At 67.3% G+C, this 25,009-nt stretch carries 25 protein-coding genes and 1 other RNA gene; 16 read left to right on the top strand and 10 right to left on the bottom strand.

The window, feature by feature from the left end; all coding sequences use genetic code 11:
- Positions 1 to 17: 17 nt before the first annotated feature.
- The 3 genes from AC5Y5O_RS04045 to AC5Y5O_RS04035 are packed head-to-tail and all read right to left on the bottom strand — an operon-like array spanning position 18 to position 1,997.
- Positions 18 to 842, bottom strand: coding sequence for an SURF1 family cytochrome oxidase biogenesis protein (locus tag AC5Y5O_RS04045; protein WP_500023878.1), 825 nt, complete (start codon positions 840 to 842; stop codon positions 18 to 20).
- The gene (locus AC5Y5O_RS04040) at positions 842 to 1,333 is read right to left on the bottom strand and encodes a low molecular weight protein-tyrosine-phosphatase (protein WP_096288738.1); all 492 of its coding nucleotides are present in this window, start codon (positions 1,331 to 1,333) and stop codon (positions 842 to 844) included. Before AC5Y5O_RS04040 ends, AC5Y5O_RS04045 begins: the two co-directional genes overlap by 1 nt.
- On the bottom strand, positions 1,326 to 1,997 hold the full coding sequence (locus tag AC5Y5O_RS04035; protein ID WP_207768546.1) for an HAD-IA family hydrolase: 672 nt from the start codon (positions 1,995 to 1,997) through the stop codon (positions 1,326 to 1,328). The genes AC5Y5O_RS04040 and AC5Y5O_RS04035 overlap by 8 nt, the downstream gene beginning before the upstream one ends.
- Before the next feature lie 83 nt (positions 1,998 to 2,080).
- Between AC5Y5O_RS04035 and cobC the strand changes: the two genes are divergently transcribed.
- Genes cobC through AC5Y5O_RS04010 form a run of 5 tightly spaced genes read left to right on the top strand, consistent with a single transcriptional unit; the run spans position 2,081 to position 6,761 of the window.
- Positions 2,081 to 3,148 carry an Rv2231c family histidinol phosphate aminotransferase CobC gene (cobC, locus tag AC5Y5O_RS04030; RefSeq protein ID WP_096288736.1) on the top strand — a complete coding sequence of 356 codons (1,068 nt, stop codon included), beginning with the start codon at positions 2,081 to 2,083 and terminating at the stop codon, positions 3,146 to 3,148.
- The gene (locus tag AC5Y5O_RS04025; protein WP_500023875.1) at positions 3,145 to 4,281 is read left to right on the top strand and encodes a Nif3-like dinuclear metal center hexameric protein; all 1,137 of its coding nucleotides are present in this window, start codon (positions 3,145 to 3,147) and stop codon (positions 4,279 to 4,281) included. The genes cobC and AC5Y5O_RS04025 overlap by 4 nt, the downstream gene beginning before the upstream one ends.
- The gene (locus tag AC5Y5O_RS04020; RefSeq protein ID WP_096288732.1) at positions 4,281 to 5,018 is read left to right on the top strand and encodes a zinc ribbon domain-containing protein; all 738 of its coding nucleotides are present in this window, start codon (positions 4,281 to 4,283) and stop codon (positions 5,016 to 5,018) included. Before AC5Y5O_RS04025 ends, AC5Y5O_RS04020 begins: the two co-directional genes overlap by 1 nt.
- Complete coding sequence (locus AC5Y5O_RS04015) at positions 5,015 to 6,154, top strand: bifunctional RNase H/acid phosphatase (protein WP_500023873.1); 1,140 nt, start codon at positions 5,015 to 5,017, stop codon at positions 6,152 to 6,154. Before AC5Y5O_RS04020 ends, AC5Y5O_RS04015 begins: the two co-directional genes overlap by 4 nt.
- Positions 6,155 to 6,170: 16 nt before the next feature.
- Positions 6,171 to 6,761, top strand: a complete 591-nt coding sequence (locus AC5Y5O_RS04010; RefSeq protein WP_500023871.1) for a TetR-like C-terminal domain-containing protein — start codon at positions 6,171 to 6,173, stop codon at positions 6,759 to 6,761.
- A gap of 93 nt (positions 6,762 to 6,854) precedes the next feature.
- On the opposite strand, the gene AC5Y5O_RS04005 is transcribed toward AC5Y5O_RS04010, so the two are convergent.
- Entirely contained in the window at positions 6,855 to 7,049 is a 195-nt protein-coding gene (locus AC5Y5O_RS04005) for a ferredoxin (RefSeq protein WP_500023869.1), read from the bottom strand.
- Positions 7,046 to 8,221 (bottom strand): cytochrome P450, encoded by a 1,176-nt coding sequence (locus AC5Y5O_RS04000; protein WP_500023867.1) that lies wholly within the window; start codon positions 8,219 to 8,221, stop codon positions 7,046 to 7,048. The genes AC5Y5O_RS04005 and AC5Y5O_RS04000 overlap by 4 nt, the downstream gene beginning before the upstream one ends.
- Positions 8,222 to 8,360: 139 nt before the next feature.
- On the opposite strand from AC5Y5O_RS04000, the gene rnpB reads away from it, so the two are divergent.
- Positions 8,361 to 8,762, top strand: an RNA gene (gene rnpB / locus AC5Y5O_RS03995) — RNase P RNA component class A.
- 86 nt (positions 8,763 to 8,848) lie between these two features.
- Here the strand turns inward: rnpB and AC5Y5O_RS03990 are convergent.
- Together AC5Y5O_RS03990 and AC5Y5O_RS03985 are read right to left on the bottom strand one after the other, a co-directional pair.
- Positions 8,849 to 10,414: a CYTH and CHAD domain-containing protein gene (locus tag AC5Y5O_RS03990; RefSeq protein WP_500023865.1), complete on the bottom strand. Its 1,566-nt coding sequence runs from the start codon at positions 10,412 to 10,414 to the stop codon at positions 8,849 to 8,851.
- 172 nt (positions 10,415 to 10,586) lie between these two features.
- Positions 10,587 to 10,829: a hypothetical protein gene (locus AC5Y5O_RS03985; protein ID WP_096288720.1), complete on the bottom strand. Its 243-nt coding sequence runs from the start codon at positions 10,827 to 10,829 to the stop codon at positions 10,587 to 10,589.
- A gap of 140 nt (positions 10,830 to 10,969) precedes the next feature.
- Here AC5Y5O_RS03985 and AC5Y5O_RS03980 point away from each other — a divergent pair, with 140 nt between their 5' ends.
- On the top strand, positions 10,970 to 11,338 hold the full coding sequence (locus tag AC5Y5O_RS03980; protein WP_243394086.1) for a heme-binding protein: 369 nt from the start codon (positions 10,970 to 10,972) through the stop codon (positions 11,336 to 11,338).
- Between the two features lies 1 nt (position 11,339).
- Here AC5Y5O_RS03980 and panB read toward each other — a convergent pair whose 3' ends face one another.
- A complete protein-coding gene (panB, locus tag AC5Y5O_RS03975; RefSeq protein ID WP_500023862.1) occupies positions 11,340 to 12,191 on the bottom strand; it encodes a 3-methyl-2-oxobutanoate hydroxymethyltransferase in 852 nt (283 codons plus the stop codon).
- Between the two features lie 231 nt (positions 12,192 to 12,422).
- On the opposite strand from panB, the gene AC5Y5O_RS03970 reads away from it, so the two are divergent.
- Positions 12,423 to 13,979 carry an alpha/beta hydrolase gene (locus tag AC5Y5O_RS03970; RefSeq protein ID WP_096288718.1) on the top strand — a complete coding sequence of 519 codons (1,557 nt, stop codon included), beginning with the start codon at positions 12,423 to 12,425 and terminating at the stop codon, positions 13,977 to 13,979.
- Positions 13,980 to 14,073: 94 nt separating this feature from the next.
- Positions 14,074 to 15,633, top strand: a complete 1,560-nt coding sequence (locus AC5Y5O_RS03965) for an alpha/beta hydrolase (RefSeq protein ID WP_096288716.1) — start codon at positions 14,074 to 14,076, stop codon at positions 15,631 to 15,633.
- Positions 15,634 to 15,646: 13 nt separating this feature from the next.
- Here AC5Y5O_RS03965 and AC5Y5O_RS03960 read toward each other — a convergent pair whose 3' ends face one another.
- Positions 15,647 to 15,832, bottom strand: coding sequence for a hypothetical protein (locus AC5Y5O_RS03960; RefSeq protein ID WP_133160868.1), 186 nt, complete (start codon positions 15,830 to 15,832; stop codon positions 15,647 to 15,649).
- 188 nt (positions 15,833 to 16,020) lie between these two features.
- Positions 16,021 to 16,254 carry a hypothetical protein gene (locus AC5Y5O_RS03955; protein ID WP_096288713.1) on the bottom strand — a complete coding sequence of 78 codons (234 nt, stop codon included), beginning with the start codon at positions 16,252 to 16,254 and terminating at the stop codon, positions 16,021 to 16,023.
- 311 nt (positions 16,255 to 16,565) lie between these two features.
- Here AC5Y5O_RS03955 and glnA point away from each other — a divergent pair, with 311 nt between their 5' ends.
- The 7 genes from glnA to AC5Y5O_RS03920 all read left to right on the top strand — a co-directional run bounded on the left by glnA (position 16,566) and on the right by AC5Y5O_RS03920 (position 24,965).
- Entirely contained in the window at positions 16,566 to 17,906 is a 1,341-nt protein-coding gene (gene glnA / locus AC5Y5O_RS03950; RefSeq protein WP_025735084.1) for a type I glutamate--ammonia ligase, read from the top strand.
- Between the two features lie 51 nt (positions 17,907 to 17,957).
- Positions 17,958 to 20,942 carry a bifunctional [glutamine synthetase] adenylyltransferase/[glutamine synthetase]-adenylyl-L-tyrosine phosphorylase gene (locus tag AC5Y5O_RS03945; protein WP_500023859.1) on the top strand — a complete coding sequence of 995 codons (2,985 nt, stop codon included), beginning with the start codon at positions 17,958 to 17,960 and terminating at the stop codon, positions 20,940 to 20,942.
- Positions 20,939 to 21,583 carry a PaaI family thioesterase gene (locus AC5Y5O_RS03940; protein WP_096288709.1) on the top strand — a complete coding sequence of 215 codons (645 nt, stop codon included), beginning with the start codon at positions 20,939 to 20,941 and terminating at the stop codon, positions 21,581 to 21,583. Before AC5Y5O_RS03945 ends, AC5Y5O_RS03940 begins: the two co-directional genes overlap by 4 nt.
- On the top strand, positions 21,580 to 22,440 hold the full coding sequence (locus tag AC5Y5O_RS03935; RefSeq protein WP_096288707.1) for a TIGR03619 family F420-dependent LLM class oxidoreductase: 861 nt from the start codon (positions 21,580 to 21,582) through the stop codon (positions 22,438 to 22,440). Before AC5Y5O_RS03940 ends, AC5Y5O_RS03935 begins: the two co-directional genes overlap by 4 nt.
- 33 nt (positions 22,441 to 22,473) lie before the next feature.
- Positions 22,474 to 22,695 (top strand): hypothetical protein, encoded by a 222-nt coding sequence (locus AC5Y5O_RS03930; RefSeq protein ID WP_500023856.1) that lies wholly within the window; start codon positions 22,474 to 22,476, stop codon positions 22,693 to 22,695.
- Positions 22,696 to 22,901: 206 nt separating this feature from the next.
- Positions 22,902 to 24,299, top strand: a complete 1,398-nt coding sequence (locus AC5Y5O_RS03925) for an FAD-binding oxidoreductase (protein WP_096291223.1) — start codon at positions 22,902 to 22,904, stop codon at positions 24,297 to 24,299.
- Positions 24,300 to 24,353: 54 nt separating this feature from the next.
- Positions 24,354 to 24,965: a TetR/AcrR family transcriptional regulator gene (locus tag AC5Y5O_RS03920; protein ID WP_096288703.1), complete on the top strand. Its 612-nt coding sequence runs from the start codon at positions 24,354 to 24,356 to the stop codon at positions 24,963 to 24,965.
- Positions 24,966 to 25,009: the final 44 nt, after the last annotated feature.

The following is a 25,009-nucleotide window of genomic DNA, read 5'->3' as shown; positions in this document are numbered from 1 at the left end:
CGCACACTCGACGGCTGTTACCGGCGGCGGCCGTAGCGGTCGGCGAGTTTCTCCTCGACGGTCATCGGGGTTTCGGGCGCTTTCGCTTGCTTTTCCTGACGCCGGATCCGGATTTCGGAGTAGGCGAAATAGGCCAGCCCGATCGGGGCCAGGATGCCGAACGAAATCCACTGGATGCCGTAGGACAGGAACGGTCCGGCGTCGAGGTGCGGTACGCCGATCAAGCCGAGACCGCCCGGCTGGCCTTCGACCAGTTGCAGATACGATCCGGCCAGCGGCACCTTGGTCAGCACCGATACCTGGTCGGTGTTGATCGAATACACTTGCTGCACACCATCTCTGGAGAACGGCTCTTTGTCGGTAACCGCCGGCTCGGAGTCGCGCAGCCGCGCCGTGATGGTCACCCTGTCCGGCGGCGGGCGGGGGATCGGCGGGACATGCGAGCCTGGCTCGGGACGCACGTACCCGCGGTCGACGAGCACGGTCGGCCCGTCGTCGACGACGAACGGGACCAGCACCTCGAACGCCTGATTTCCCTCGATCGCCCGCAATCGGGCCAGCACCTCGACGTCGGGCAGGTAGTGCCCGGTCGCGGTCACGCGTCGCCACTGTGCAGCCGTCGCCGACGAATCCTGCTGCGGCAAAAGCGTTTTCAAGGGCACCGGTGCGGTGTTCAGCGAATTCTCGATCTGGTGGTTTTCGCGTGACGTGCGGGCGTTCTTTCCCAGCTGCCACGGCGCGAGCACCATGAAGCACAGGTAGGTGAAGGCGATGACCACCAGGATCAGCGCTATCCAGCCGGGCCGGAGCAGGAATGCCCACCGTGCGAGAAAACGCCGCATCAACCGTGCCCGTTTTTCGCCAGCTGTTCGTCGACCCAGTCGTGCAGCCCGGGCAGCGCGGCCTCGATGACGGCCAGCACCTCTTCGAAGTCGGCATGGTCGCCGTAGTAGGGATCCTCGACGTCGAGGGCGTGGGCGCCCGATCGCGGGTCGAACGAGCGCAGCATCCTGATCCGGTCGTTCTCGACACCGAGTTGCTGCAGCATCCGAAGATGGTTGCGGCCCAAGGCCACCACCAGGTCGGCGCCCAGGTGGTCATCGTCGACCTGCGCGGCGCGGTGAGCGGTGGAGTAGCCGTGGGCCCGCAGCACCTTGGCCGCCCGCTCGTCGGCGCCACTGCCGACGTGCCAGTTGCCGGTGCCCGCGCTGGTCACCCGCACCGCATCGGCCAGACCGCGCTGCCGCAGCTGATCGGCGAACATCTTCTCGGCCATCGGCGAGCGGCAGATGTTGCCGCTGCACACGAAAGTGACGTGCAAAGCCTCAGACACCCAGCGCCCTCCGCAGGTCGGCGATCGTCGCCGCGTGGGTAACTCCGGTCACGGCGTATCCGTCGGCGAAGTCGGACTTGCCGTAGCCCCAGCCGACGACGACCGTGTCGATGCCGTGGGCGGCCGCCCCGTCGACGTCGTGGCTGCGATCGCCGACCATCAGCACGCGTTCGGGCAGCGGCTGCAGCTGGGCCAGCGCATGGGCGAGCACCTCTTCCTTGCTGCGGCGGGTACCGTCCGGGCACGCGCCGGCGATGACCTCGAAATGGTGATCGAGCGCGAAGTGGGCCAGGACCCGGCGTGCCGTCGGCTCCAGCTTCGAGGTGGCCACGGCCAGCCGCACCCCGGCGGCGCGCAGATCGGCCAGCAGTGGCTCGATCCCCTCGAACAGGGTGTTGTTCGACCAGCCCCGGGCGCCGTACTCGGCCCTAAACGCCGTGAACGCCGCGTCGGCGTCCTCGCCGAGCATCAGCTGGAACGTTTCGTCCATCGGCGGCCCGACGATCTGGGCCACCAGGTCACCCTCGGGCACCGGGGCGCCGACGTGCTCGAGTGCATGGGTGAAGCTGGCGACGATGCCCGCCGCGGAATCGGTCAGGGTGCCGTCGAGATCGAAGATCACCAGCTGCGGGGCCTGGCCATCGGCCGAAACTGCGCGTGTCACGTCACCATTGTCCTAGATGGCCGGCGTCCCGGTGTGACGGTGTTGCTGCCGGGCTCCCAGGACGGCGCACTAGTGTTTCACGGATGGCGAGTCCGGACCCGAGCCCGCTGGCGATGGCGCGCTATCACGGTGATGAGGCCGCCGCGCCGGGCATGCTCGATTTCGCCGTCAACGTTCGTCATGCGCAGCCACCGCACTGGTTGATCGAGCGGCTGGCAGCGCGGCTGCCCGACCTGGCGCGCTACCCCGGCATCGAGGACCTGCACCGGGCGCAGGACGCGGTCGCGCGGCGGCACGGCCGGGCCCGCGACGAGGTGCTGCCGCTGGCCGGGGCCGCCGAAGGGTTCGCGCTACTGCCCAACCTGCGGCCGGCCCGGGCGGCGCTGATCGCGCCCTCGTTCACCGAGCCGGCCGTCGCCCTGAGCGCGGCCGGTGTGCCGGTGCACCACGTCGTCCTCGAGCCGCCGTTCGGCCTTGACGGAGCCTTTCACGCTCACGGCGTGCCCGAGGACGCCGATCTCGTCGTGGTGGGCAATCCGACCAACCCGACCGGCGTGCTGCACCGCCGCGAGCAGCTGCTGGCGCTGCGCCGGCCCGGGCGGATCCTGGTGGTCGACGAGGCGTTCGCGGATTCGATTCCCGGCGAACCGGAGTCGCTGGCCGCCGACTCGCTGGCCGACGTCCTGGTGCTGCGCAGTCTGACCAAGACCTGGGCGCTGGCCGGATTGCGGGTGGGATATGCGCTGGGTGCCCCAGAGGTGTTGGCGCGGTTGACCTCCCGGCGCGCGCACTGGCCGGTGGGCACGCTGCAACTGACGGCCATCGACGCCTGCTGTGCGGCCGACGCGGTTGCCGACGCGCAAGCCGACGCCGCGCGGCTGATGCTGTTGCGCACCGAGCTGGCGGCCGCTCTGACGGCGGTGGGGGCCGAGGTGGTCGACGGCCGCGCCCCGTTTGTACTGTTCCGCATCCCCGATGCTGTTCGTATGCGAAAAGCATTGCACGACAAGGGTATTGCGGTGCGCCGCGGCGACACGTTCGTCGGCCTCGACGAGAGCTATCTGCGGGTCGCGGTGCGCCGGGAGTGGCCGCTGCTGGTCCAGGCGATCTCGGAGGCCACGCCGGTCTCGAATGGTGGGAGGCAACGGTGAGCGCACGGCTGTCCGACGTCATCGAGGTACTGGACGAGGCCTACCCGCCGCGGCTTGCCCAATCGTGGGATTCGGTTGGTTTGGTGTGCGGGGACCCCGGCGATGAGCTGGATTCGGTGACGATCGCCGTCGATGCCACGCCGGCGGTCGTCGACGAAGTCCCCGAGGGGGGCCTGCTGCTGGCTCATCACCCGCTGCTGTTGCACGGGGTCGACACGGTTGCGGCCAACACGCCCAAGGGCGCGCTGGTGCACCGCCTGATCCGAAGCGGGCGTTCGCTGTTCACCGCGCATACCAACGCCGACTCGGCGTCGCCGGGTGTCTCCGACGCGCTGGCGCACGCTCTTGGTCTCACCGTCGAGGCCGTGCTCGAACCCCTTTCGGAGCCGGCCGATCTCGACAAGTGGGTGATCTACGTGCCGCGCGCGAACGCAGCAGCGGTGCAGGCGGCCGTGTTCGAGGCCGGCGCCGGGCACATCGGCGACTACTCGCACTGCAGCTGGAGCGTCAGCGGTATCGGGCAGTTCCTGCCCCACGACGGCGCCACACCCGCGGTGGGCAGCATCGGGACCGTCGAGAAGGTGGACGAAGACCGGTTCGAGGTCGTCGCACCGGCGCGGGCCCGCGCGGCCGTGCTGGCCGCGATGCGCGCCGCCCACCCCTACGAGGAGCCCGCGTTCGACATCTTCGCCCTGGAGCCTGCACCGGGCGAGGCCGGGCTGGGCCGCATCGGCACGCTGGCCCAACCCGAATCGTTGCGCGCCTTCGTCTCCCGCGTCGGTGCCGCATTGCCGCGGACGTCCTGGGGCGTGCGGGCCGCCGGTGCCCCGGACCGGGTCGTGTCGCGGGTCGCGGTGTGCGGCGGCGCCGGAGATTCGCTGCTGAGCCTTGCTGCCCGCGCCGACGTGCAGGCCTATGTGACCGCCGACCTGCGCCACCATCCGGCCGACGAGCATTGCCGGCGGTCGGACGTGGCGCTGATCGACGTCGCGCACTGGGCCAGCGAATTCCCTTGGTGCACGCAGGCCGCCGAGGTGCTGCGGTCCCGTTTCGGTGCGGACCTGCCGGTACACGTGTCCACCACTCGCACCGACCCCTGGAATATCGGCGACGAAACATGTGGAGATCAATAATGAAAGCCGAAGTGGCACAGCAGCGTTCGCTGCTGGAGTTGTCCGAGCTGGATGCGGAGCTGACCCGGATCGCGCATCGGGCCACTCGTCTGCCGCAGCGCGAGGCCATCGAGCGGATGCGCGCCGAACACGACGCCGCCAATGACCGGCTGGGCGCGGTACGAATCGCGTTGGAGGACTTGGACACTCAGGTGTCACGCTACGAATCGGAGATCGCGGCGGTGCGCCAGCGCGAAGACCGCGACCGGTCGTTGCTGGAGTCGGGGGCTACCGACGCCAAACAGCTGGCGGACCTGCAGCACGAACTGGAAACCCTGATGCGTCGTCAGAGCAGCCTGGAAGATTCGCTGCTGGAAGTCATGGAACGACGCGAGGAGTTGCAGGCCCAGGTGATCGCCGAGCAGGACGCGATGGAGGCATTGCAGGCCGAGCTGGCCGGAGCACAGCAGGGCCTCGACGCCGCGCTGGCCGAAATCGACGAGACCCGCCAGGCGCACGCGTCGCAACGGGACCGGCTGGCCGCGGCGCTGGATCCCGATTTGTCCGCCCTCTACGAGCGGCAGCGGGCCGGGGGAGGACCGGGCGCCGGGCCGCTGCTCGGGCATCGGTGCGGCGCATGCCGGATCGAGATCGACCGGGGCGAGCTGGCCCGGATCTCCGCGGCGGCCGACGACGACGTGGTGCGCTGCCCGGAGTGCGGCGCGATCCTGTTGCGGGTCAAGGGGCCCGGCCAGTGAAGGTCGTCATCGAAGCCGACGGCGGGTCCCGCGGCAATCCCGGGCCGGCTGGCTACGGCGCGGTGGTGCACGCCGAGCACCGCGACACCGTGCTAGCCGAAAGCAAGCAGGCGATCGGCCGAGCGACCAACAACGTCGCCGAATACCGCGGGCTGATAGCCGGTTTGGAAGACGCCGTGCGGCTCGGCGCCAGCGAGGCCGACGTCTACATGGATTCCAAGCTGGTGGTGGAGCAGATGTCGGGGCGATGGAAGGTCAAGCACCCCGACCTGATCGAGTTGCACGCCGAGGCTCGAAAGCTGGCGGTCCGTCTCGAACGGGTCAGCTACACGTGGATACCGCGCGAACGCAACAAGCATGCCGATCGGCTGGCCAACGAAGCGATGGACGCCGCGGCCGAAGTGTGTTCGCAGCAGGCCGAGTCGGCGATCTCCGAGCCGGCGCCAGCCGAATCCACGGTGGCTTCGGACGCGAAATCAGCTGCGGCACAACCATCGTCGCCACCCGGCTGGACCGGAGCGCGCGGCATCCCGACCCGACTGCTGTTGCTGCGGCACGGGCAGACCGCGCTGTCGGTGCAGCGGCGCTATTCCGGGCGCGGCAATCCGGAACTGACCGACCTGGGTCGCCGGCAGGCCCAAGCGGCCGCGCGGTATCTGGCAGAGCGCGGTGGCATCGCCGCGGTGATCTCCTCGCCACTGCAACGCGCCTACGACACCGCGTCCGCGGCGGCCAGGGCGCTGGGCCTGGACGTGACCGTGGACGACGACCTGATCGAGACCGACTTCGGCGGCTGGGAGGGGCTGACGTTCGCCGAGGCCGCCGAACGCGATCCCGACTTACACACCCGCTGGCTGCGCGACACCAGCACGGAGCCGCCGGGCGGCGAGAGCTTCGATGCCGCGGCCGACCGGGTGTATCAGGCGCGCGAGCGAATCCTGGCCACTCATCCCGGCGCCACGGTGCTGGTCGTCTCGCACGTCACGCCGATCAAGATGTTGCTGCGCCTGGCGCTGGATGCCGGACCCGAGATCCTGTACAGATTGCACCTTGACCTGGCATCCTTGAGCATCGCCGAGTTCTATTCGGACGGGGCATCTTCGGTGCGACTCGTGAATCAGACCGGCTACCTCTAGCCGCTAGGAGTAGTAGATGTCGCCGGATCAACCACCCGACGGATTGCCGGACGCCGTTCCGGCGGATGTCCGGGCGCGGGTGATGCCGGCGGTGCTCGACGAGTTGGCCCGCTGGGGCGTCGAGCGATTCAGCATCGAGGCACTGGCCGAGCGTCATCGCATCGACGCGGAAATGATTTACCACCACTGGGTCGATCGGCAACGGCTGATCGTCGACGCGGCTCTCGCTGATCTCGAGACCTGGGGTGACGTGCCGGACACGGGTTCGTTGCGCGGGGACCTGGACGCGTTGGCCATCAGCGTCGCCAAGCGCGTCAACACCGAAGTGGGCCGGGCGTTTCTGCGGGCTTTGGTGATGGCACCGCGTGGGCGCCACGACGAAGAAACCCGAATGATGTTCTGGCGGGCCCGTTTCGCGGTGGTGCGCCGGATCATCGACCGGGCCAGGCAGCGCGGTGAACTGCGCGACGGAATCACCACGGTGGCTGCCACCCAGGTTCTCTTGGCGCCCATCAACATTCGCGCGCTGTACTCCGACGCTCTCATTGAAGAGGAATATTGCTCGGCGATCGTCGACCTGGCCTACCACGCGATTGCCCGCCAATAGGCCGCTGCTTGTCGCCGAACGTGCACTGAGGGCGAGATTTGGGCTATTTATTCGAAATGAGAGCACGTTCGGTGGGGCAGCCGGGTGAGCTGGTCAGCGCGACAACGTGATTGCTCGCTCGGGACAGTTTTTCTCACCCATGCCGGCCTGCTCCTCCAGTTCACCCGAGACGTCCTCGACGAGCACCACACAGTGGCCGACGTCGTCGGCGTCGAAGACCTCGGGTGCCAGGCTGTAACAACGTCCGTGCCCGGTGCACAGGTCGGGGTCGACGGACACCCGACTCATGACACGTCGAAGACCAGCGGCAGCGACTCCACCGATCTCAGTGCGGCCGTGTAGGTCAGCTGAGTGCCGGGTTTGATCTCGTAATCCGGTATGCGCCGGTGGAATTCGCGCAACGCCACCCGCAGCTCCATCCGGGCCAGGTGAGATCCGAGGCAGCGGTGCGGCCCGCCGCCGAACGCGCGGTGCCGGTTCGGGTTGCGGTTGAAGTCCACCAACTCGGGGTCGGCGAACTCGGCGGGGTCGGTATTGGCGGCGCCGAGCAACGGGCTGACTCGCTCACCCTTGCTGATCGGGCATCCACCCACCTCGACGTCTTGCATGGCGACGCGGGCTACACCGGGAACCGGTGTCTCCCAACGCAACAACTCTTCGACGGCGTGCGGCAGAACATCGGGCTGCTCGACCAGCTGATGACGGTGCTCGGGATGACGCGCCAGATACACGAAGAAACAGTCCAGCGAGTCGGTGACCGTGTCCAGCCCGGCGATCAGGAACAGGAAGCAGATGTCCAGTAACTCCTCGCGCGACAGCGGCCGGCCCTCCGCGCTCAGGTTCGCCGCGATCATCGCGGACAGTACGTCGTCGCGCGGGCTGGCGATGTGGTCGTCGATGGCACGCTCGAAATAGTCGTAGATCTGTTGTGCCACGGGCGCTGAACTCTCGTGGCGGCGGTTGAACCCGGAGTCGCCCTCCGGGCGGATCACGCCGTCCTTCCATTCCAGGAATTTGTCGAGATCTTCCAGCGGCAAGCCGAGCAATTGCAGGAAGACGGTGCAGGGCAGCGGCACCGCGAACTCAGCGTGGAAGTCGCATTCGCCCCGCCCGGCGAAGCGGTCGATCATCTCGTTCACCAGCTCGGTGACCTGTGGCTCACGTCGGGCCATCTCCCGCGGAGTGAACAGCGGGTCGAGGACACGGCGGTACTTCGCGTGCTCGGGAGGATCGACTTGCAATGGAATCAGCGGTCGAATGTTGCCGAGGTTGACCGCGTCCATGTTCGACGAAAACAGCTCAGTGTGCTTGAGCGCCATCTCGATATCGGCGAGGCGGCTGAGCACCACCGCCTGCTCCGACCGGAATACCGGGTTCGATTCGCGCAACAGCTTGTACATGGGTTGCGGCTCCGCGAGGCCGGTGACCGACTGGTAGACGAATCCTTGCGCTTCTGTCATGCGGTCAGCGTGGCACCAACTTCTTATTTAGGCAATGATTGGAAAATTGAGCAATAGCCCGGCCCGGGTGATCGATCGCCCGCACCGCCGTCGTGCCGCTGGCCAGGAGATTAACCAGCGAGTACCGTGTTCGTGCGGACGAGTTGGCTGGGCGGCCGCGGCTCGTGCTGACGAGTCGAGGAAAGTCCGGACTTCACAGAGCAGGGTGATTGCTAACAGCAATCCGAGGCGACTCGCGGGAAAGTGCCACAGAAAACAAACCGCCACCCTCGCGGTGGTAAGGGTGAAACGGTGCGGTAAGAGCGCACCAGCATCCCGGGTGACCGGGGTGGCTAGGCAAACCCCACCCGAAGCAAGGTCAAGAAGGCCGCACCGAAAGGTGCGGCCGCGCAGGCGATTGAGGGTAGCTCGCCCGAGCCTGCGGGTAGGCCGCTTGAGGCACCCGGCAACGGTGTGTCCAGATGGATGGTCGCCGCCGTGCCGCCGTTGGTTACGCCGCGGCGGTGGGGAACAGAATCCGGCTTACAGGCCAACTCGCCCGCCCCGCCGGGTATTAGCGCGAGACTGAAACTGGCAACACATCGCCCCAGAGGCAGCGTCGCCAGTTACAGACTCGCCCGCCCTTAGTCAGCGCGCTTTCTTCACCGACTTGTCGAGCTTGCGCAGCGCCTCGTCGAGCTGCTGGCGGCAGCTCTCGGCCAGATCCGACTCCTGCTGGTAGAGAAGGCCGTACGTGAAGGTGTCCTCGCCCGCGGCGTGCGCGGCGTCGGCCTGCTGGACCAGGTGATCGCGGCTGACCACGCTGTCCTGGTGGTCGCCGAGCAGCGACTGGATGGCCTTGGCCTGCTTGGAGACGTCGTCCGCCCCGGTCGCCGCGGCGGTGTAGCGAAGTCGCTTGGCGCGCTTACGAATTACGTGCAGCGCCTCGTCGCGATCGTGCTCTTCGTCGTCGTCGGGATCCTCGTCGGTGCCCGCGGCGAGCTGCTCCTCGTGCGCCTGCGCGGCCTGGTCTGCTTCGGCGGCCGCCTTGGCGGCCTTGCGTACCTTCTTGTACGCGGCGTCGATGGTGACCGGCGCCGGCTGCTCACCGGTCGCGGTCGTCGGCGTTTCGGCCACTATCGAATCGAGCGCGTCGAGCAGCCGGAAGTAGCGCTGCGACCGCATCGCGATCAGCGACCGCCGCAGCCCCGACTGGTAGCGGCGCTTGGCGCCCTCGACCAGGCGTTCGCGCACCGGCCCCCGCACCAGCTCCGGTGCCAGCCGGTCCAGCTCCTGCTCGTAGCGCTGCGCAAGCACCTCGGCGTCGCGCGCCACGCCCAGGACCCCGGCGAGCTCGCGCAGCTCGTCGAGGACCCAGGCGTGGGTGTCCTCGGACAATCCCGCTTGGGCGTCCTTGAGCAGACTGCGGATTTTGCGGGTGGTGACCCGCATCTGGTGCACGGAGTCGAAGACGTCGGCGCGCACCGCGCGGTCCCACACCACCAGCTCGTCGATTTGCTCGGCGATCGCCCGCTGCACCGGATCGTCCGGCGGCTCAGACCCGTTGGTCGGCAACGTTGTACCGAGCACCCGCGCCAGCTTGGACGCATGATTCGCGGGTTCGCCGCCAGCATCCAGCAGCCGGTTACTCAGCCGGCTCAGCAGTTCGGTGTCGGCGGCCCCACGGGATTCGTCGAGCTCGAGCTCCCATTCCCGCCACTCCTGGACGACGGGCTCCGAGTCGGGGCTATCGCTCGCATTGGCCGACCAGGCGCGGACATGGTCGTTGCTGAACTCCGCGAACGGCGCGCCCTCGGTGCCGTACAGCACCTGGCTTTCGCGCTGAGTCGTGATTCGGGCAACGGGTCGCAGCGGCCGGTCACGGACGATCGCCAGCACCACGTCCAGCAATTCGCTGGGCACGGTCTCGTCGTCCGCGGAGCCCAGCGGCATGCGGATCTCGGTGCGGGCGTCGGGCCCGGCCGGCAACTTCAGGTGCCAGCCGGCGTCGTGGCCGCCGGTGCGGCGACGCAGTGTGATCTTGTTGCGGGCGAGGTCCTGCGTCGGCGTATCGAAGTACATCGCGTCCAGCGATTGCGTCGGCAACGTCTCCACCCGGGCCACCGTCGCGATGCCTTCGAACGACGGTGTGACCGTCGAATCGAGGACGTCGAACTTGCGCTCGACCTCCAGATGACGCGAGGTTTCTGGCATTTTTTCGGCTCCATAGGGGGTCGCGCCGACGCGGCATTACACGGTCATCGACGCTCGTAGCTGGTTACCCATAGGGTGCCACACCACACTTGCACCGCCGGCAGCGATCGTTGCTGCGGCGTGTCCGCGACCACTGGCCTGGGCGGACGGATACGTCCCGCCGCGCGATCGACTACGGGGGCGGGGGAGGCGGCGGAGTGTCCTCCGGCATCGGCGCGTAATCCGTCGGCGGCGGTACGTAGCGCTGGATCGCGTCGCCGACGTTGGCGCAACCGCTGACCGACACGCGTCGTCCGGCGCCGACACAGACCGTGGCGTGGGCCTGCCCGGCAGATCCCGTCGCGACAACAATTCCGGGAATTGGCATCATCGCCAACACTGCCAGCAGTGTCCCGATCCAGCGGCGCCGATTCATTTCGCAAGCATATCGGCCCTGGCGGCCATGCGGCGGGGTTTCGCTTCTTTGCCACATGAATGGATTTCGTCCATGGAATCGCCGAAACCGCTTATGGTTTGCGTGCGGGTAGGTATCGATACCTGACGGAGGAGCTAACGATGGTGTTTTTGGCGCTCGCCACTTCGCGCGCGGTTGTCGGCGGAATTGCCGCCGGCGCTATCAGCGGTGCAATGCTTTTCGCTGCCATGGGCTCGGCTCAAGCGGACCCGGAACCGGGGCCGCTGCCGCCGAACTGCACGGCAGCCGATCTCGCCCAGGTTTCCTCGGGGGTTGCCGCGGCGACGTCGGTATATCTGTTCACTCACCCGGACGTCAACGCGTACTTCACCAGCCTGAAAGGCCAGCCGCGGAGCGAGATTGGCGACCAGGTCAAGCAGTACATGGACGCCAACCCGCAGACGCACGCCGACCTCGAAGCAATTCGGCAGCCGCTGACCGACTTCAAGATTCGATGCCAAATGCAGTAGCTCAGAAGCAGTGTTCGTCGGCGGGGAAAACGCCGCCGGCCACTTCTTCCGCGTATTGAATGGCGGCCCGGCGCAATTCGTCGCCGACGTCGGCGAATCGCTTGACGAATCGTGCCGACTTGCCGCTGCTCATGCCGGCCATGTCTTGCCAGACCAGCACCTGCGCGTCGCAGTTTGGTCCGGCGCCGATCCCGACGGTCGGGATGGTCAGCTTGCCGGTGATCTGGGTGGCCAATTCGGCGGGCACCATTTCCATCACGACGGAGAAGGCGCCGGCCTCGGCCACGGCGATCGCATCGTGCACGGTCTGTTCGGCCGCGTCGCCGCGGCCCTGAACCTTGAAGCCGCCCAGGCTATTGACGCTTTGCGGGGTGAAGCCGATGTGGGCCATCACCGGGATGCCGGCCGCGGTCAGGCACGCGATCTGCTCGGCGACCCGCTCGCCGCCCTCGAGCTTGACGGCATGCGCGCCGCCTTCCTTCATGAAGCGGGTGGCGGCGGCCAGTGCGGCGGCTGGCCCGGCCTCATAGCTGCCGAACGGCAGGTCGGCGACGACGAGGGCGTGTGGGGCGCCCCGGACAACGCCGCGAACCAGCGGGATCAGCTCGTCGATCGAGACGGGCACCGTGGTGTCGTAGCCGTACACGACGTTGGCCGCCGAGTCGCCTACCAGCAAGACCGGGATGCCGGCCTCGTCGAAAACGCGCGCCGTCGAATAGTCGTAGGCCGTGAGCATGGCCCACTTGTGGCCTTCGGTCTTCATTTTCTGTAAATGATGGGTGCGGATTTTGATGCGGGGCGCCTTGGCGGCTTCGCCCGCCGCGTTCGCACCGTAAACGTGCTGCTCAGACATCATTGTCCCTAAATGGTGGTCGGGTCGATCCTCGTGGCCGTGATAGGTCCCCGGGTTCGTCTGACGTGCGCTATTCTGCCATCTCTTCGGGGCGGTTGCACCGTCGCGGGAGTGTGAAACGTGCCATTACGCGCGCGGGCGAGTTCCTGGTGGCCCGGAATAACCACTGGTAGCCGACCTACCGCGGCCGCTCACGAAAGTCTCAGGTTCTCTCTGGCAGCATGTGTTGGCATGAGTCTGACTCGCCGCGACACGGTCGCGCGCATGCTGGTGGTCTCGACAGCGATCGCTGCCGTGGCGCTGCTGCTGGGGGGCTGCATACGCGTTGTCGCCGGACATCCGCTGATGGCGGGCCCGAAATTGGGGCAGCCCGTGGAGTGGACGCCGTGCCGGGTCGTCAGCGGATCGGTGAAGCTTCCCGGCGGCGCCATGTGCGGCAAGCTCGCCGTGCCGGTCGACTACGACCAACCGGGCGGCGACGTCGCGACGCTGGCGATGATTCGCTTCCCGGCGACGGGCGACAAGCTGGGCTCGCTGGTGATCAACCCCGGCGGCCCCGGCGAATCCGGCATCGAGGCCGCGCTCGGCGTCGTCCAGACGTTGCCCAAGCGGGTCCGCGAGCGGTTCGACCTGGTCGGGTTCGACCCGCGGGGCGTGGGGTCGTCGCGTCCTGCGATCTGGTGTAACTCCGATGCCGACAACGACCGGTTGCGCACCGAGCCGAACGTCGACTACAGCCCGGCCGGCGTCTCGCATATGGAGGACGAGACCAAGCAGTTCGTCGGCCGCTGCCTCGACAAGATGGGCAAGGACTTTCTGGCCAACGTCGGAACCGTCAACGTCGCCAAGGATCTGGACGCCATCCGCGCGGCCCTCGGTGACGACAAGCTGACCTACCTGGGCTACTCGTACGGCACCCGGATCGGGTCCGCCTACGCCGAGGCCTTCCCGCAAAAAGTGCGGGCGATGATCCTCGACGGCGCCGTCGACCCCAACGCCGACCCGATCGAGGCCGATCTGCGTCAGGCCAAGGGATTTCAGGACGCCTTCAACAATTACGCCGCCGACTGCGCCAAGCAGGCGGCCTGCCCGCTGGGTACCGACCCGTCCAAGGCCGTCGACGTCTACCACAGCCTGATCGACCCGATGGTCGACCCGAACAATCAACTCGTCGGCAGGCCGATCCCGACCAAGGACCCGCGCGGGTTGAGCTACAGCGACGCCGTCGTGGGCACGATCATGGCGCTCTATTCACCGACGCTGTGGCATCACCTGACCGACGGCCTCAGGGAGCTGACCGACAACCACGGCGACACGATGCTGGCCCTGGCCGACATGTACATGCGCCGCGATCAGAAGGGGCACTACTCCGACGCCACCGATGCGCGGGTCGCGATCAACTGCGTCGACCAGCCGCCAATTACGGACCGTGCCAAGGTAATCGACGAAGATCGCCGCTCCCGCGAGATCGCCCCGTTCATGAGCTACGGCAAGTTCACCGGTGATGCGCCGCTGGGCACCTGCGCGTTCTGGCCGGTGCCGCCGACCAGCAAGCCGCACTCGGTGTCGGCGCCGGGCCTCGCCCCGACCGTCGTGGTGTCAACCACGCACGATCCGGCGACGCCGTACAAGGCCGGCGTAGATCTGGCCAACCAGCTGCGCGGCTCGTTGCTCACCTTCGACGGCACTCAGCACACGGTCGTGTTCCAGGGCGACAGCTGCGTCGACGACTATGTGACGGCGTATCTGATCGGCGGCACCACCCCGCCGAGCGGCGCGAAGTGCTAGTGGCACCCGAAGCTGATTCGCCGTCGCGACGCGCCGGGCCCGAGACCAAGGCGTGACCGATTCGCGCCGTCACAGGTACCGAAGGCTGCGACGATTGACAGCCATGTCGCGCCTGAGATCGCTGAGTTCGGCGCTGCTGTCGTTAGGTCTCCTGGTTGCCGTCCAGCCGGCGCTGCCTGTGGCCGGCGCAACACCGGAGCCCGGTGCCGGCCAGACCCCGAACCCGACGCCGCCGGTCGCGGCGTCGCCGGTGAACTGGGGTAGTTGCAGCCAGATTCTCACCGACAGCAGCGAGGTCCCCACCGCACAGTGCACCACCGTGTCGGTCCCGATTGATTACAGCAATCCCACTGGGGCACAAGCGAAGTTGGCGGTGATTCGAGTGCCTGCGACGGGCCAGCGGATTGGGTCGCTGTTGGTCAATCCGGGCGGACCCGGCGGGTCGGCCGTCGACATGGTGGCCGGGATGGCGCCGGATCTGCAGAACAGCGACATCACCCGGCACTTCGATCTGGTCGGGTTCGATCCGCGCGGCGTCGGGCACTCCACCCCCGCGTTGCGCTGCCGCACCGATGCCGAGTTCGACGCCTACCGCACCGAACCGATGGTCGATTACAGCCCGACGGGCGTGGCGCACATCGAGCAGATCTACCGGCAACTGGCGCAGGAATGCGTGAGCCGGATGGGCAAGGACTTCCTGGCCAACACGGGCACCGCGTCCGTCGCGCGCGACATGGACATGGTGCGTCAGGCGCTGGGCGACGAGCAGATCAACTATCTCGGCTTCAGCTACGGCACCGAGCTGGGCACCACCTACCTCGAGCATTTCGCCGACCACGTGCGCACGATGGTGCTCGACGGCGCCATCGACCCGACCGTCGACCCGATCCAGGAGAACATCAGCCAGACCGCAGGATTCCAAACCGCTTTCAACGACTACGCCGCGGATTGCGCGCGCTCACCGGCATGCCCACTGGGCACCGATCCGACCCAGTTCGTCAACCGCTACCACGCACTGATCGACCCGCTCGTCGCCAAGCCGGGACGCACGTCGGACCCGCGCGGCTTGAGCTATGCCGACGCGACCACCGGGACGATCAACGCGCTTTACACCCCGCAGCATTGGAAGTACCTGACCAGCGGCCTGCTCGGGTTGCAGCGCGGCAGCGACGCGGGCGACCTGCTGCTGCTCGCTGACGACTACCAGGGCCGCGACAAGCAGGGGCACTACGACAACGACCAGGACGCGTTCAACGCCATCCGGTGTGTCGATGCGCCGGCGCCGACGGATCCCGCCACCTGGGTAGCCGCCGATCAGCAGATCCGCCAGGCCGCGCCGTTCCTCAGCTACGGGCAGTTCACCGGCAACGCCCCGCGCGACCTGTGCGGCCTGTGGCCGGTGCCCGCGTCGTCCGCACCGCATCCCGCCCCGGCGATGCCGCTCGGCAAGGTCGTCGTGGTCTCCACCACGCACGATCCGGCCACCCCGTATCAGGCGGGCGTGAGCTTGGCCCGCCAGCTAGGTGCGCCGCTGATCACCTTCGACGGGACGCAGCACACCGCGGTCTTCGGCGGAAACCAATGTGTGGACGGCACCGTGATGCGCTATTTCGTAACGGGCACACCGCCGCCGGCATTGCATTGCCAACCCTGAGCCGATCTACCGATCAGCGACCCTGAGCGTCCTGAAGCCCGCGGTTGATGTGCTCTTCGGCAAACGGGCTGCGGTCAGGGGTGGGCGCTTGGCAGCTGCATTGGAGCTGATTGAACGCGGGGTCGGCGGCAGCAGGCGCTGCCAGCCCGACGGCGGTGCCGAGAACGAGGGCGAAACCCGCCACTACTTTGCTGATCATTCCTAGCCTCTCTGCTGGGGGCGTAGCTGCCCTGATTAGCCCCTGACTAGCCAAGGTGACAGCCGCAAAGGCGGCGGACAAGCGACACTGCCGGGCGCAGGCCGGATTCATACGAATTCGCCGCACCGCCGGAATTCAGATAAATCAGTGGCGTTTCCGGCGCGACGACCAATAGCCTGTCCGCGGCCTCACCTGTTGAGCGCGTCTTGCAGGCCTTGATTGATCCGGTCCTCGGTCGTCTGACCCGGCGCGGGCGGCGGCGTCTGGCAGGTGCAGCTGAGGTCGTTGAACGCGGGGTCCGCCACGAGCGCCTGGCTCGGGCCTGGTCCGAGAGCGACTCCGAGACCGATAGCGGTGACGGCGAGAAGTTTGGTGATCACGTTCAGTACCTCCTGCTGATGCCTCTTACGGCGTGTAACCACTTTAACAGGTTACGTATTTCGGACGAACAACGGTAACCGCACCAGTCGGTTACGGATTTGCTGGGCGTCATGGCAGGGTCGCCCAGCCCCGGTGTTGCTCTTGGGGCCCGACGGTACGGATCCGCGGCTGAGCCGACACTGAGGAATCATCGGAATTCGGCCGGTTGCGGGCGACACGCCAGGCGTCGCGCAGCGGTGGTGTCCGCCGGAGCGTCCGATGGGGGTGTTTGCGCTGGTGGCTGTAACAACGGTGCCGAGCACTAAGCACCCGTGTAACACGGAATTAACAGCAATTGCCTACTGTTCGACGTATGGATCGACAGAAGGAATTCGTCCTCCGCACGCTGGAGGAACGGGACATTCGCTTCGTCCGGTTGTGGTTCACGGACGTGCTCGGCTACCTGAAGTCGGTCGCCATCGCCCCGGCCGAGCTGGAGGGGGCTTTCGAGGAAGGCATCGGCTTCGACGGGTCCTCGATCGAAGGGTTTTCGCGCGTCTCGGAGTCCGACACCGTGGCCAACCCCGACCCGTCGACCTTCCAGGTGCTGCCGTGGGCCTCGCCGAGCGGCCATCACCACTCGGCGCGGATGTTCTGCGACATCACCATGCCGGACGGCTCCCCGTCCTGGGCCGATCCGCGCCACGTACTGCGTCGGCAGCTGCAGAAGGCCAACGACCTTGGTTTCTCCTGCTACGTGCACCCGGAAATCGAATTCTTCTTGCTGAAGCCCGGCCCCAACGACGGAACTCCGCCGGTGCCGGTCGACAACGCCGGCTACTTCGACCAGGCGATCCACGATTCCGCGTCCAACTTCCGCCGGCATGCCATCGAGGCGCTCGAGTTCATGGGCATCTCGGTGGAGTTCAGTCACCACGAGGGCGCGCCCGGCCAGCAGGAGATCGACCTGCGATTCGCCGACGCGTTGTCCATGGCCGACAACGTGATGACGTTCCGCTACGTCATTAAAGAAGTCGCGATCGAAAATGGCGCGCGGGCGTCGTTCATGCCCAAGCCGTTCGGCGAACACCCGGGCTCGGCCATGCACACCCACATGAGCCTGTTCGAGGGCGACGTCAACGCCTTCCACAGCCCGGACGACCCGCTGCAGCTCTCGGATGTGGGCAAGTCGTTCATCGCCGGGATTCTCGAGCACGCCTCGGAGATCAGCGCGGTCACCAACCAATGGGTCAACTCCTACAAGCGTCTGGTGCATGGCGGCGAGGCGCCCACCGCGGCGTCCTGGGGCGCGGCCAACCGGTCCGCTCTGGTACGGGTGCCGATGTACACCCCGCACAAGACGTCGTCGCGGCGCATCGAAGTCCGCAGCCCCGACTCGGCGTGCAACCCATATCTGGCCTTCGCCGTGTTGCTGGCCGCCGGACTGCGCGGGGTGGAGAAGGGCTACGTGCTCGGTCCGCAGGCCGAGGACAACGTCTGGGACCTCACCCCCGAAGAGCGCCGCACGATGGGCTACCGCGAGCTGCCCACCAGCCTCGACAGCGCATTGCACGCCATGGAGGCCTCCGAGCTCGTCGCGGAAACGTTGGGGGAGCACGTCTTTGACTTCTTCCTGCGCAACAAGCGCACGGAGTGGGCGAACTATCGCAGTCACGTCACGCCCTATGAGCTGAGCACCTACCTGTCGCTGTAGCTCACACAGGCCGCCGGTTGGTCTGAGAGATCGGCAGCTTGCGCTACCGTTTTGGTCGTGACCAGACCCACGACCGAGCGCCCGCGGCTGCCCAGCGTCGGGCGGCTCGGTTTGGTCGATCCACCCGCTGGTGACCGCCTGGCACAACTGGGCTGGACGGCACACGACGACAAGGCGCACGTCGACCTGTTGTGGTCGTTGTCGCGAGCACCCGATCCAGACGCCGCGTTGCGGGCATTGGTTCGGCTCTCGGAGAACCCCGACACCGGATGGGACGAGCTCAACGCCGCACTGCTCGGCGAGCGCAGTTTGCGCGGCCGACTGTTCTCGGTGCTGGGCTCGTCGCTGGCCCTCGGCGACCATCTGGTCGCAAACCCGAAGTCGTGGAAGCTGCTGCGGGGCAAGGTGAAACTGCCGACGCGCGACGAGCTGCACGAAGCGTTCATCGGGTGCGTCGAAGACGCGCTGGCCGTGCCGAATTCGGTAGTGCCACGGTTGGCCACGTTGTACCGCGACCATCTGCTGGTGCTGGCGGCACTCGACCTGGCGGCGACGGTCGAGGACGAGCCGGTGGTGCCGTTCACCGTGGTCGGCGCCCAGCTGTCCGACACCGCCGACGCCGTGCTGGCGGCCTCGCTGCGGGTTGCCGAGGCGACCGTGTGCGGCGACAAGGCGCCGCCGCGGCTGGCGGTGATCGCGATGGGCAAATGCGGTGCCCGCGAACTGAACTACGTCAGCGACGTCGACATCATTTTCGTCGCCGAGCAGGCCGACTCGCTGTCCTCCCGGGTGGCCACCGAAATGATGCGGGTCGCGTCGACCGCATGCTTCCAAGTCGATGCCGGCCTGCGCCCGGAGGGCCGCAGCGGTGAGCTGGTCCGCACGGTCGAATCGCACGTCGCCTACTACAAGCGCTGGGCGAAGACGTGGGAGTTCCAGGCGCTGCTGAAAGCCCGCGCCGCCGTGGGCGATGCCGAACTGGGCAAGCGTTACCTCGACGAGTTGATGCCGATGGTCTGGATCGCCTGCGAGCGCGAGGACTTCGTGGTCGAGGTGCAGGCCATGCGCCGGCGCGTCGAGCAGCTGGTGCCGTCCGAGGTCCGCGCTCGCGAGCTCAAGCTCGGCAGTGGGGGACTGCGCGACGTCGAGTTCGCCGTGCAGCTACTGCAGTTGGTGCACGGCCGCGGCGACGAGTCCCTGCACGTGGCCTCCACGGTCGACGCGCTGGCCGCGTTGGGCGAGGGTGGTTACGTCGGCCGCGAGGATGCCGCGAACCTGACCGCCTCCTATGAGTTTCTGCGGCTGCTCGAACACCGGCTGCAGCTGCAGCGGCTCAAGCGCACGCACCTGCTGCCGGAGGCCGACGACGAGGAGGCGGTGCGCTGGCTGGCGCGCGCGGCCCACATCCGCCCGGACGGCCGCCACGACGCGGCCGGCGTGCTGCGCGAGGAGCTCAAGCACCAGAACGTGCGGGTGTCCCAGCTGCACGCCAAGCTCTTCTACCAGCCGCTGCTGGAGTCGATCGGGCCGCCCGGCCTGGAGATCTCGCACGGCATGACGTCGGAAGCCGCCGAGCGCCAGCTGGCCGCACTGGGCTATGAGGGGCCGCAAACCGCGCTGAAACACATGTCGGCGTTGGTGAACCAAAGCGGCCGGCGCGGCCGGGTGCAGTCGGTGCTGCTGCCCCGGCTGCTGAACTGGATGTCGTACACGCCGGATCCCGACGCCGGACTGCTGGCCTACCGCCGTCTGTCCGAGGCGCTGGCGTCGGAGACCTGGTACCTGTCCACGCTGCGCGACAAGCCCGCGGTGGCCAGGCGGCTGATGAACGTACTGGGCACTTCCACCTACGTGCCGGACCTGTTGATGCGCGCGCCGAGGGTGATTCAGGACTACGGCGACGGGCCGGCCGGGCCGAAGCTGCTCGAAACCGAGCCCGCCGCGGTGGCGCGCGCGCTGGTCGCCTCCGCGGCCCGGCACCACGACCCGGTACGCGCCATCGCCGCCGCGCGCACCCTGCGACGCCGGGAGCTGGCCCGCATCGGGTCGGCCGACCTGCTCGGCATGCTCGAGGTTCGGGACGTGTGCCAGGCGCTCACGTCGGTCTGGGTGGCCGTGCTGCAGGCGGCCCTGGACGCGCTGACCCGGGCCAACATGCCCGAAGACGGCAAGGCGCCGGCGACGATTTCGGTTATCGGCATGGGCAGGCTGGGCGGCGCCGAACTGGGCTACGGCTCCGACGCCGATGTGATGTTCGTGTGCGAACCGGCCAGTGGCGTCGAGGATTCCGCGGCGGTCAAGTGGGCGACGCCGATCGCCGAGCAGGTTCGCACGCTGCTGGGGACGCCCAGCGTCGACCCTCCGCTGGAAGTCGACGCCAATCTGCGACCCGAGGGTCGCAGCGGCGCGCTGGTCCGGACCCTGGGCTCCTATACCGCCTACTACGACCAGTGGGCCCAGCCGTGGGAGATCCAGGCGCTGCTGCGTGCGCACGCGGTGGCCGGCGACCCTGATCTGGGCCAGCGCTTCATGCTGATGGCCGACAAGACCCGCTATCCACCTGACGGTGTGTCCGCCGAGGCGGTGCACGAGATCCGCCGGATCAAGGCCCGTGTCGAGTCGGAACGATTGCCGCGCGGCGCCGACCCCAAGACGCACACCAAGCTGGGCCGCGGGGGACTGGCCGACATCGAATGGACGGTGCAGCTGCTGCAACTGCAGCACGCGCACGAGATCCCGGCACTGCACAACACCTCGACGCTGGAATCGCTCGACGTCATCGCCGAGACGGGGCTGGTTCCCGCCGACGAGGTGGAGCTGCTGCGGCTGGCGTGGCTGACCGCCACCCGGGCGCGCAACGCCCTGGTGCTGGTGCGGGGCAAGCCGACCGACCAACTACCGGGGCCCGGACGTCAGCTCAATGCGGTCGCGGTCGCGGCGGGCTGGCACAACGATGATGGAAGTGAGTTCTTGGACAACTATTTGCGGGTGACGCGACGTGCAAAAGCGGTGGTGCGCAAGGTGTTCGGGAGTTGAGTCAGGGAGCCGGCGCGTTCGAGGCAATGTTCGAGGTGCTCAGCACCGCAGAGGCTGATCGGTTGACGGGTCGCTACGCGCCGTTGGCCGACGCGGTTCGTGAGCTCATCGACGCCACCATCCGCACCGAGGCCGACGCCGACGTCGTCGCCAAGGCGCGCAACGAGATCGAGGCTGTGACCCGGTTGCTGCGCGAACGGACCCGGCCGGTCGGCGTCAACTTTCGGGTGGATGGCCGTCCGCTGCCGTTGGGCAACGCCGTCGTCGGTGCGTGCAACCCGATCGCGCCGCCGGTGGTCGTCCAACACGACGGAGACGGGCGCTGCCACAGCGAGTTCGTGCTGGGAACCGCCTACGAGGGCCCGCCCGGTCTGGTGCACGGTGGCGTCAGCGCACTGGTGCTCGACCACATGCTCGGCGAGGCGGCCAGCGACGGATTGTCCAAGGCGCGTTTCACCGGAACTATCAGCGTGAAGTACCTGCGCGGCACCCCGTTGGGCCCGCTGCGTTGCGATGCCTGGATCGACCGCGCCCAGGGCGTCAAAGTCTTTGCAAAGGGCACTATTTCGGATGCGAAAGGGGTGACCGTGCAGGCCGACGGCATCTTCATCGAACCGGCGTGGGCGCGGGACGGCCAATGAAGTTCTACGTCAGCAGTGCGTTTTTGAACACCCGGGAGATCGTCGAGATCGCCAAGGCCGCCGACGAACTCGGCTACGACGGTATCGGTATACCCGACCATGTGGTGAACCTGGAGACCCTCGAGACGCCGTACCCGTACACCAAAGACGGGCAACGGCGCTGGCAGCCGTTTACGGATTGGCTGGACCCCTGGGTGCTGGCCGGCGCGCTGGCCCAGGTCACCACCCGGCTGCGGTTCGTCACCACGGTCTACATCCCCGCGATGCGCAATCCGTACTCGGCGGCCAAAGCCATTGGCACCGCGGCTGTCTTGGCGTCGGGGCGCCTCGAGCTCGGCATCGGAGTCGGCTGGTGCCGTGAGGAATTCGCGCTGATGGGCGAACAATTCGACCGCCGCGGCAAGCGCACCGACGAGATGATCGAATTGATGCGCGCGCTGTGGTCGCCGGGCTGGACGGAGTTCGACGGCGAGTTCTACCAGACGCCGCGTCTGGAGATGCAGCCGACTCCGCCGTCGATACCCGTCTACGTCGGCGGGCTCAGCGATGCCGCATTGCGCCGGGCCGCGCGCAACGACGGTTGGATCGGCGACCTGATCAAGACCGAGCATGCCATCGAGGCGGTCGGCAAGCTGCGCGAACTGCGCGCCCAAAATGGTTTGACGATGCGCGATTTCACCATTCTCACGCCGCTGACCGACGCCTTCACCACCGCCGACTACCAACGCGTCGCGGATGCCGGTATCACCGGCATCATCACGATGCCGTGGATGTTCTACTCCGGACCCGAGGCGACGCTCGACGACAAGATCGACGGCCTGCAGCGCTTCCGCAAGGATCTCGCGCTCGACGGCTAGACGGTGGGTTCGGTCGCGGCCATACTCGAACGCATGCCTTTCACGGTGGTGTTCAGCAACGGCGAACCGCGCGACTATGGCGCATTCGACAAGTACGAAGTCACGGATGCGGGCGTGTTGGTCATCGACATGCATCGTGAGGACGTCAAGCGCCACTACATCGCTCCCGGAAGTTGGCTCGAGGTTGTCGACATGGCCGACGGGCAGCCCGCAGGCGCATCGCGCGGGATCTTGGGTGTCAGGCCGGCTCGTTAGACCTCAGGCCTGAAGGGGAGCGGAGGCTACGGCAGTACGACCGGCATCGACGCGTGTGCGCGGCCGGACAATCCGGCTGCGGCCACTACCAGTAGCAGCGATGCCGCGCTTGATGCTGCGCGGGCGATCTCGTTCACGCCTCGCCCCACATGTCGGTATCATGATACCGTATTTTAATACCGGAAGTGCCAGCGAAAGGGGCGGCGATGGCATCATGGCGGGACGGTGTTCCAGAACTTCGGGGCGCCTTGCGGGGACCGGTCTTCACCGCTGACGATGTGGGCTACGACGACGAGGTGGCGGTGTTCAATATGGCGGTGCGGCACCGGCCCGCGCTCGTCGTCGGCGCCGGCAACGCCGCGGACGTATCCGAGGCGGTAATGTTCGCAGCGCGGCACGGCTTGAACATCGCCGTTCTCAACACCGGCCACGGGCCGAGCGTGGCCGCCTCGGACGACACGTTGATGATCACCCTGGGACGAATGTCCGACCTCGTCATCGACCCCGAAAAGCATTGTGCAAGAGTCGATGCCGGGGTTCGCTTCGGTCAGCTGGTCGACGCCGCCGCGTTGCACGGGCTGGCTCCGCTGCCAGGCTCCTCACCCGGCGTCGGCGTTGTCGGCTACACACTCAGCGGCGGGGCAAGCTCGACGATGGGCCGTAAGTACGGGTGGGCCGCCGATCATGTCAGTGCCATCGACGTGGTGACCGCTGATGGCCAACTACGCTGTGTGTCAGCAGAATCCGAATCCGATTTGTTCGGTGCCTTACTTGGCGGCAAGAGCAATTTCGGCGTGGTGGTGGCGATGAAATTCGCGCTCTTCCCGGTGACACAGTTGTATGCCGGTGCACTCTTCTACTCCGGTGAGCACATCCGGCAGGTACTGCAGGCGTACCGAGAACTCACCGCGTCCGCGCCCGACGAGTTGACGACATCATTCGCAGTGCTGAACCTGCCCCCGTTGCCCGGCGTACCGCCATTCATGCAGGGGCACTTGACCATAGCGGTACGAGTGTCGTACGTCGGCGAAGCCGAGATTGGCTCGAAGCTGATCGACCCGCTGCGCGCGGCGGCGCCTACGCTAGCGGACACCGTGGCCAGCATCCCATACACCCAGTTCGCCACCATCAGCAACGACCCGACCGATCCCGCGCCCGCGGTCGAGCATTTCGGACTGCTTCGAGAACTGACCGACGAGACCGTCAAGGCAATCGTCGACACGGTTGGGCCCGATTCCGGCAGCACGATCAACATCGTCGATATCCGGCATTTGCAAGGAGCTTTCAGCAGGCCGGCGCCGTTCCCCAACGCGGTAGGAGCCCGTGACGCCGCGTATGCGATGTTCGGTCTTACCGTAGTGCCGCCGGGACAAGACGTCGCGGCCTACCGTGACTCGGGCCGTGAACTCCTTGCGGCACTGCGGCCCTGGCTGCACGAGATGACCAACCCAAGCTTCGTCGGACCGGCCGACGTATCCGGGGGGCGTATCAGGCGGGTCTATGAGCCCGAGGTCTACGACAAATTGCAGACGGTCAAACAGCGCTACGACCCGTACAACAGATTCCGGCTCAACCACAACATCCCGCCGCGTTCCGCCGCCTAGGGCGCGCCGGGACCCCTGGCTTGCCCGGACCCGGTATTTCCGTACCATACAAAAATGGCTGTCGAACGTCGAACACGCCGGGCCGGGGGTGCACGCCGGACCGCGGCCGTCGAAGCCGCGGCCGGGGTGCTGGCGGATCGAGGGTACGAAAATGCCCGGTTCGCCGATGTCGCGCAGGCCAGCGGTACGGCGATCAGCACGCTGCAGAACTACTTCGGCTCGCGCGAGGACATGCTGATCGAGGCGATGCGGCATGCGACTGAAGTCGAGGTGGCCGCGCTCGAGGCCGTGGCCGACGCCGAGAACGACCCGTGGAACCGCCTGGTCGCGATGATCGACCGCAACCTCAATACGCCGCTGCGCAACCACCAGATGCTGATCGAGTTCTGGCGCTCGGGCATCCGCGACGGGGAGTTGCGGGACTACGGCGAAGAGGGCTGGGCCCGTTACCGGGCGCCGTTTCTGCGCACGGTGATCGAGGGCCGCGACGCCGGCGTCTTCACGCCTTCGATCGCCGCGGACGACGTCGTGGATCTGCTGTTCGCCACGATCGTCGGCGCCATGATTCCGCGGGTGCTGCGGTTTCCCAGCCCCTCGGCCGACCGGTTCCGGACCGCGTTGCTCCGGCAACTTGCTGTGACGCTCGGTCGCCCCGGATACGAGTAGGCCGGCGGCCTGCGGCGGGATCCGCCCGCGACGTTAGCGAACGG

The organism is Mycobacterium sp. NGS40 (genome assembly GCF_059812735.1).
The sequence above is the reverse complement of the archived record's forward strand: the minus strand, read 5'-3'. Positions and strand labels throughout refer to the sequence as shown.

Coding starts and splice junctions, on each gene's coding strand:
- AC5Y5O_RS04045 (WP_500023878.1), bottom strand. CDS start 842: ATGCGGCGTTTTCTCGCACGGTGGGCATTCCTGCTCCGGCCCGGCTGG.
- cobC (WP_096288736.1), top strand. CDS start 2,081: ATGGCGAGTCCGGACCCGAGCCCGCTGGCGATGGCGCGCTATCACGGT.
- AC5Y5O_RS04020 (WP_096288732.1), top strand. CDS start 4,281: ATGAAAGCCGAAGTGGCACAGCAGCGTTCGCTGCTGGAGTTGTCCGAG.
- AC5Y5O_RS04010 (WP_500023871.1), top strand. CDS start 6,171: ATGTCGCCGGATCAACCACCCGACGGATTGCCGGACGCCGTTCCGGCG.
- AC5Y5O_RS04005 (WP_500023869.1), bottom strand. CDS start 7,049: ATGAGTCGGGTGTCCGTCGACCCCGACCTGTGCACCGGGCACGGACGT.
- AC5Y5O_RS04000 (WP_500023867.1), bottom strand. CDS start 8,221: ATGACAGAAGCGCAAGGATTCGTCTACCAGTCGGTCACCGGCCTCGCG.
- AC5Y5O_RS03990 (WP_500023865.1), bottom strand. CDS start 10,414: ATGCCAGAAACCTCGCGTCATCTGGAGGTCGAGCGCAAGTTCGACGTC.
- AC5Y5O_RS03985 (WP_096288720.1), bottom strand. CDS start 10,829: ATGAATCGGCGCCGCTGGATCGGGACACTGCTGGCAGTGTTGGCGATG.
- AC5Y5O_RS03980 (WP_243394086.1), top strand. CDS start 10,970: ATGGTGTTTTTGGCGCTCGCCACTTCGCGCGCGGTTGTCGGCGGAATT.
- panB (WP_500023862.1), bottom strand. CDS start 12,191: ATGTCTGAGCAGCACGTTTACGGTGCGAACGCGGCGGGCGAAGCCGCC.
- AC5Y5O_RS03970 (WP_096288718.1), top strand. CDS start 12,423: ATGAGTCTGACTCGCCGCGACACGGTCGCGCGCATGCTGGTGGTCTCG.
- AC5Y5O_RS03960 (WP_133160868.1), bottom strand. CDS start 15,832: ATGATCAGCAAAGTAGTGGCGGGTTTCGCCCTCGTTCTCGGCACCGCC.
- glnA (WP_025735084.1), top strand. CDS start 16,566: ATGGATCGACAGAAGGAATTCGTCCTCCGCACGCTGGAGGAACGGGAC.
- AC5Y5O_RS03935 (WP_096288707.1), top strand. CDS start 21,580: ATGAAGTTCTACGTCAGCAGTGCGTTTTTGAACACCCGGGAGATCGTC.
- AC5Y5O_RS03930 (WP_500023856.1), top strand. CDS start 22,474: ATGCCTTTCACGGTGGTGTTCAGCAACGGCGAACCGCGCGACTATGGC.
- AC5Y5O_RS03925 (WP_096291223.1), top strand. CDS start 22,902: ATGGCATCATGGCGGGACGGTGTTCCAGAACTTCGGGGCGCCTTGCGG.
- AC5Y5O_RS03920 (WP_096288703.1), top strand. CDS start 24,354: ATGGCTGTCGAACGTCGAACACGCCGGGCCGGGGGTGCACGCCGGACC.